The organism is Oceanobacillus sp. HCA-5259, from assembly GCF_037892815.1.
GTDB lineage: Bacteria > Bacillota > Bacilli > Bacillales > Amphibacillaceae > Oceanobacillus > Oceanobacillus indicireducens.
Genome location: NZ_JBBKBV010000025.1, coordinates 46324 through 52792, shown reverse-complemented (window position 1 = coordinate 52792; position 6469 = coordinate 46324). Strand labels below are relative to the sequence as shown.

The following is a 6469-nucleotide window of genomic DNA, read 5'->3' as shown; positions in this document are numbered from 1 at the left end:
ATTTGTTATAATGTATTAAGGAAGTTCGGTTAAAATCGTTCACGTCCTGTGAAGAACATCGAACGATCTGTATCTTGCAGGCCTGGTAATGAGGGCGGAGAGGTCACACCTGTTCCCATACCGAACACAGCAGTTAAGCTTTCCAGCGCCGATGGTAGTTGAGACTTTGTCTCTGCGAGAGTAGGACGTTGCCAGGCAGATACCAATTTACATAATATTATTCCACAGTAGCTCAGTGGTAGAGCAATCGGCTGTTAACCGATCGGTCGTAGGTTCGAATCCTACCTGTGGAGCCATTTTTATGTCTATATTTAAAACTTGCTTCCATAGCTCAGTAGGTAGAGCGCTTCCATGGTAAGGAAGAGGTCGCAGGTTCAAATCCTGTTGGAAGCTCTTGATGAAACGCTTGTCCTTTATCTATATGGGAGGATGGAGCGTTTTTTGTTTATAAATAAATAGGGGTACTAACGTTGACTATAAAGTCATCTGCCTCCTCAAGAAGTGGTAATAATTCGCTCTCTAAATTAGCACAAGAGAAACCTTTCTAAGAATGGAGTAGGTAATCTTGTTCTCGACTCGAGTAGTAATGCATTTCAAAGGGAACCAGACGGATTAATCCGTCTGGTTTATTTGTGCGATGGCTAAAGAAGGAATGCTTAGTAATTCTTTTGATGAGGAATTATTCTTTTCCATATATTTTTTAACTAAATAATAACCGACACAATAACCAGCCATTTTTGGGTAACGATGTTGACCATATAAAATAGCATCATGCTTACGGTATGCCTTTGGAAGATGGATAGAAGGAAGGATAAAATTTTTCCAGATTTTCTCTAACTCTTCGTCTGAATAATATTCCGTCCAATCTGCACAATACTTTTTCCCGAATCGTTCCATGACCGCATGTTCCGCTAGTCCTTCTAGGATAATTGAATCCAATAAGTTGTAGTCCTCTACTTTCCTATCATATTTGGCGAGCCGGCAAACATGATGGTATTCATGCGTCAGCAGCGCTTTAATTTCAGTTTTTGAATTATCCCCGGAAATAAATAAAAATAGCTTATCATGAAAGGATAGACCGGCTTTTCCATTGAATGTTTCTCTTAATTCCGTACTATTCCGATCAGACGGAAAGATAAAGACGGGGATGTTCGGTCCATCCCATAGTTGTCTCAACGCTTGTGTTTCTTCATCTATAAATTTCCAACTATTCTTATCCAATAAAATACGAATTTGTTTCTCCACGTCTTGGAAAGGTGGTTGATACATACCATACATCGTTAAATATTGATAGATTTCTGCTGCAGAAACATCCGAAAAATAATTAACTAATAACTCACACATAGCAATTGGTTTATTCCATAAATCAATTAACCATTTATCAGTTTGAACGACACCCATTTTTGAAGCCTCCATATCATATTATTAATTATTACATTCAGGTGGGATAAATATGTGTATTCGAAAAGCCACGGTGGTTGAATTGAAATATATTTTAGAGCACTCCCCTACTGTCATGCAGGAGGCGACAATGGGGTACAGGAAAGGAAATATAATTACGGCGTCCGAGCTGATGTCACAAACGTTAGCGAACAATGGATATTATCTAGTCTTTGTGGAAGATAGAATAAATAAAGGGTGGCTTGGTGTTTGTGACTTTTATAATTTAGATTCCGAAGAAATACAGGGAATGGTAGTGGAGTTGTATGTTTTTCCAGAATTTCGGCAGCAGGGTATTGCTACGCGTCTACTGGAATATGCGTTAAAAAGCATGAAAGAAAAAGGAATTAAACATGTACAGTTGAATGTTTATTCTGGTAATCAGGCTAAACGTTTATACGAAGAATTAGGATTCCATGAGGTCTCGACTGTGATGGAAAAGAAATTGTGAAGTCTAACCTATAGATTATAAAGGTTAAAATCCAAATTTATTTTTAACACGAATTGCGTGGTACATGATCCTCGCATGATGATTATGCGGAAGTCGCCCGTGCAAATGGGGTTGTAGACATTCTAAGAACTTCTGATCACAATATCTCCGGTCCACGCCACGCTGCAAGCAAAGGTCATGTTGCATGCAGCATGCATCCACTGGATTGGTCGGATATCCCGGACCACTGCAGCTGGGACCACACCAATGATACCCAGGAAATATACATTTTCCGCGTCTATTTTTATCACGCATAATAACCCCTCCTCTTAAATTAAGATATGAAAAAAGGGGACACGGGGTCAGAGCATTTGTCCCTGTCAAGGTGGGACAAATGCTCTGACCCCGTGTCCCAATTTTTAAAACTCCTGTTATAATACAATTTTCAAGTTCATGTGCAAGTGATATAATACTGGTACGATCCTTTTTTATTATCGGGAGGCAGAAGTTATGCTTGAGCTGTTGATTACAATGATTGAGCGGATTGGAATTATTGTAACATTGGCATTTCTATTAACCCGTTTTCGCTTTTTAAGAAATATGCTGAATCAGGAAAAACTTGATCGTAAACAGCAGTGGACTGCTATCTTGTTCTTTGGGTTTTTCGGAATCATTGGAACGTATACTGGCTTAAGTGTGAATCCGGAAAATGTACAAATCAACCGGTGGATGACGGAGCTGACGATTGATGAAGCAATTGCGAATTCGCGGGTAATCGGTGTCGTGATTGCGAGTCTGCTTGGAGGTCCAGCTGTCGGGATTGGGGCCGGATTAATTGCCGGGATTCACCGGTTCACGTTGGGTGGTTTTACTGCAATAGCATGTGGAAGTGCAACAATCATTGCCGGGATATTGACCTGCCTCCTCTATAGAAGGAAAAAGCTAGTAAAGCTGCGTACAGCTTTCTTCATTGGTGCCCTTGCGGAAGCATTGCAAATGATTATTATCTTAATCGTAGCGAAACCTTTTGACCAGGCACTCGCACTTGTAAATATAATTGGTATCCCAATGATTGTTGCCAATGGCTTAGGAACAGCGCTCGTATTGTTAATTATTAAGTCTGTCGTTTCCGAAGAAGATAAAGCGGGTGCGGTACAAGCGCAAAAAACACTACGGATTGCCGATAAGACGCTTGCACATATGCGCAGCGGGTTACATACGGTTTCTGCACTTGAGGTTTGTAAGATTATTTATGGGGAAATCCGGGCAAGTGCCGTCTCCATGACAAACAAAACAGATATATTAGCCCATGTTGGACTTGGTGATGATCACCATGAGGCAGAATCACCAATTAAAACAAAAATCACGCACACGACAATTGAACGAGGAGAGCTCATGATTGCTAACTGTGACTCAATCCATTGCCAGGTTGAGAACTGTCCGCTCGGCGCGGCAATTATCGCTCCACTTATTCAGCAAAATGAAGTGATTGGGACATTGAAATTTTATTTTAATTCTGAAAGCGTTATCTCCAGTGTGGATGTCGAGTTAATAACTGGTCTAAGTAAAATGATTAGTCACCAGCTGGAAATCGCAGCAGCTGACAAGGTGTTCCAGTTGGCGAAAGAAGCTGAGGTAAAGGCGCTTCAAGCACAGATTAGTCCTCATTTTCTATTTAATACATTAAGTACGATTACATCACTCATTCGAATCAATCCATTAGGAGCGAGAAAGCTGTTAGTTTCTTTATCCCATTTTTTAAGAAGAAATTTAGCGAATACGACGGAAACGCAAATTACATTAGAAGAGGAAATGCAACATGTCGAAGCATACTTAGCAATTAAAGAATTTCGTTTTTCAAATCGCCTAACGATTCATTATGAGATTGATCAGTCCGCACTTTCTCAGCGGATTCCACCTTTAACATTACAGCCAATTGTTGAAAATGCGATTATCCATGGATTTAAAGATAGAGAGAAGGATTGTTTGTTGGAAATTCATATCGACAAACAAGAAGAATCTGTTGTTATCCAAGTTATAGATAATGGAAAAGGCATGCCTGGAGATATCGTAGAACAATTCACGCAAGCCCCTGTTCATTCAGAGGAGGGGAGCGGTCTCGCGCTTTACAATGTGAATCGACGACTTGTCATGATGTTTGGTGAGGAGACGAAACTTCATATAGATAGTGAGCCAGGAAAAGGGACGAAGATACATTTTTCCATACCAATAGAGGAGGTTATAGAAAAATGGACAGGGTAATACGCACAATTGTCGTTGATGATGAATTATATAACCGCGAAGATCTGAAACACTTACTAGGGAGTTATCCGCAAGTGGAAGTTGTTGGGGAAGCAGCATCTGGTGAGGAAGCGGTGATGAAAGTCATCCAATTGAAGCCGGATGTTGTGTTTCTCGATATTGAGATGCCAAAGATGAGCGGGATGGAAGTGGCTAAAAGTATGCGCGAATTGAAAAATCCTCCGCTCATTGTTTTTGCTACGGCTTATCCTCAATTTGCAGTAGAAGCTTTTCGTTACGATGCGGTGGACTATTTATTGAAGCCGTATGATGAGGAACTGTTAAGGGAGACGATTGACAGGATTATAGGGAAAATTGGCCCTGTACGGGAATTACCCGCGAACCGGTTAAATGGAAAGCTGGCTGTGCAATCGGACGGGGAAATATCGTATATTGAACCGGAGGATATATTATATATTGCTAAAAGCGAAAAGTATTCTAATGTCGTCACGAAACATGGTGAGTTTGATTCGAATCTGCCACTGAAGGACTTGGGGAATAAGTTAGCTGAATTTGGTTTCTTCCGTATTCATAAAAGTACCCTTGTTAATTTACATTATGTACAGCGGCTCACTCCATGGTTTAATGGAGCTTATCATTTGGAGCTGAGGGACACAGAAGAAAGGCTCTCTGTCAGCAGGAATTATGTGAAAGATTTACGGAAGGAACTGGAAATCTAGCTGCAATCGATTTGCATCTTATATGTACAAATCTGCATCTTAATTCGTTTATTTTACTTCTTACTTGAAAAAGCATCTCCTTTTACTGAATTTGTCCTATAATTAGAAAACAAATAAAAACAAGAGGAGGGACTTTCCTTGTACACGTTTCTAGGAGGAGTAGCACTACTTATAATCGGTTATTTCACGTATGGAAAGTTTATCGAGAAAATGTTTGGCGTCAAAAATGAGCGACCAACACCAGCTTATGTAAATAGTGATGGTGTGGACTACATACCGATGAGTACATCGAAAAACTCTTTAATTCAACTACTGAACATCGCTGGTACGGGTCCTGTTTTCGGTCCTATTATGGGGGCTTTATACGGACCGGCAGCATTTATATGGATTGTGGTAGGGTGTATTTTTGCAGGGGCAGTGCATGACTACTTAACAGGTATGATTTCGATCCGAAACCGTGGCGCTCATTTACCGGAACTTGCAAGTAAATTCCTAGGTAAAGCGATGAAACATATTGTGAACGGTTTCGCAGTCTTACTCCTGCTCCTTGTCGGAACTGTATTTGTTACGACCCCAGCAGAGTTAATGAGTTTGCTGACAGACGGAAAAGTAGCTGCATGGATCTTTGTCCTTTTCATCTTTGCGTATTATATTATAGCTACAGTTCTTCCAGTCGATAAAATTATTGGAAGACTATACCCTTATTTTGGTGCCCTGCTTCTAATAAGCGCAATTGGAGTCGGAATTGGTTTGGTCGTAACAGGTGCTCCAATTCCAGAACTTACATTAGAAAACTTCCACCCTGAGGGAGCAGCAATTTTCCCATTATTATTCTTTACCATTTCATGTGGGGCTTTATCAGGCTTTCATGCAACACAAACACCAATCATTTCTAGAACAACGAAGAATGAAAGAGAAGGGCGTAAAATATTCTATGGCATGATGATTGCGGAAGGTATTATTGCGATGATTTGGGCAGCAGCAGCGATGAGCATGTTTGATGGCTACAATGGTTTGAACGTGATTCTTGCTGCAGGCGGCCCGGGGGCAATTGTGAGTGAGGCATCCTTTACATTACTTGGAGCAATTGGTGGAACGATTGGGGTCCTAGGAGTTGTTGTTTTGCCGATCACTTCAGGAGACACTGCATTCCGTAGTGCGAGAATGATCATTGCGGATTATCTAAAAATTGCACAGAGAAAGCTCTCGAAACGTTTTTGGATTGCAGGTCCGTTATTTATTGTTTCAGCTATATTAACGCAAATTGACTTTAATATTCTATGGCGCTACTTTAATTGGGCGAATCAGTCTACAGCGGTTATAGCGTTGTTTGTAGCGGCAATGTATCTATATATCGCAAGGAAAAACTTCTGGGTGGCACTTGTTCCGGGAACATTTATGCTAGTGATGATTATTACGTATATTCTGTCCCAACCAATAGGTTTTAACTTACCAATGAATCTCTCCTGGATTGGCGGATTTATTGGGGCGGCACTCATCGTTGTACTCTTCTTTAGAGCGGCGAGAAAAGCAAGAGCAAATAATATCCCACTAGAAGTGGATGTTTCCGATTGGAAGGTAGCATAATTATCTAAGTCTTACATAAAAACTCCTTTTA

The 6469-nt window shown here is 40.6% G+C and carries 5 protein-coding genes, 2 tRNA genes and 1 rRNA gene; 7 read left to right on the top strand and 1 reads right to left on the bottom strand.

Annotated elements, in window-relative coordinates; genetic code table 11:
• Positions 1–81: 81 nt before the first annotated feature.
• The 3 genes from rrf (at position 82) to WKU33_RS13365 (ending at position 393) form a co-directional block, all read left to right on the top strand.
• A 5S ribosomal RNA gene (gene rrf / locus WKU33_RS13375) occupies positions 82–197 on the top strand.
• A 24-nt stretch (positions 198–221) separates the two neighbouring features.
• Positions 222–296, top strand: a tRNA-Asn gene (locus WKU33_RS13370).
• A gap of 24 nt (positions 297–320) precedes the next feature.
• Positions 321–393, top strand: a tRNA-Thr gene (locus WKU33_RS13365).
• 219 nt (positions 394–612) lie between these two features.
• On the opposite strand, the gene WKU33_RS13360 is transcribed toward WKU33_RS13365, so the two are convergent.
• Entirely contained in the window at positions 613–1401 is a 789-nt protein-coding gene (locus tag WKU33_RS13360) for a DUF2268 domain-containing protein (protein ID WP_156856581.1), read from the bottom strand.
• 52 nt (positions 1402–1453) lie between these two features.
• Here WKU33_RS13360 and WKU33_RS13355 point away from each other — a divergent pair, with 52 nt between their 5' ends.
• The 4 genes from WKU33_RS13355 to WKU33_RS13340 all read left to right on the top strand — a co-directional run bounded on the left by WKU33_RS13355 (position 1454) and on the right by WKU33_RS13340 (position 6438).
• Positions 1454–1891 carry a GNAT family N-acetyltransferase gene (locus WKU33_RS13355; RefSeq protein ID WP_336253538.1) on the top strand — a complete coding sequence of 146 codons (438 nt, stop codon included), beginning with the start codon at positions 1454–1456 and terminating at the stop codon, positions 1889–1891.
• Positions 1892–2380: 489 nt separating this feature from the next.
• Positions 2381–4132 (top strand): sensor histidine kinase, encoded by a 1752-nt coding sequence (locus tag WKU33_RS13350; protein ID WP_340455078.1) that lies wholly within the window; start codon positions 2381–2383, stop codon positions 4130–4132.
• A complete protein-coding gene (locus tag WKU33_RS13345; protein ID WP_336253177.1) occupies positions 4120–4851 on the top strand; it encodes a LytR/AlgR family response regulator transcription factor in 732 nt (243 codons plus the stop codon). Before WKU33_RS13350 ends, WKU33_RS13345 begins: the two co-directional genes overlap by 13 nt.
• A gap of 138 nt (positions 4852–4989) precedes the next feature.
• A complete protein-coding gene (locus WKU33_RS13340; RefSeq protein WP_340455076.1) occupies positions 4990–6438 on the top strand; it encodes a carbon starvation CstA family protein in 1449 nt (482 codons plus the stop codon).
• The last annotated feature ends 31 nt before the right edge of the window (positions 6439–6469 follow it).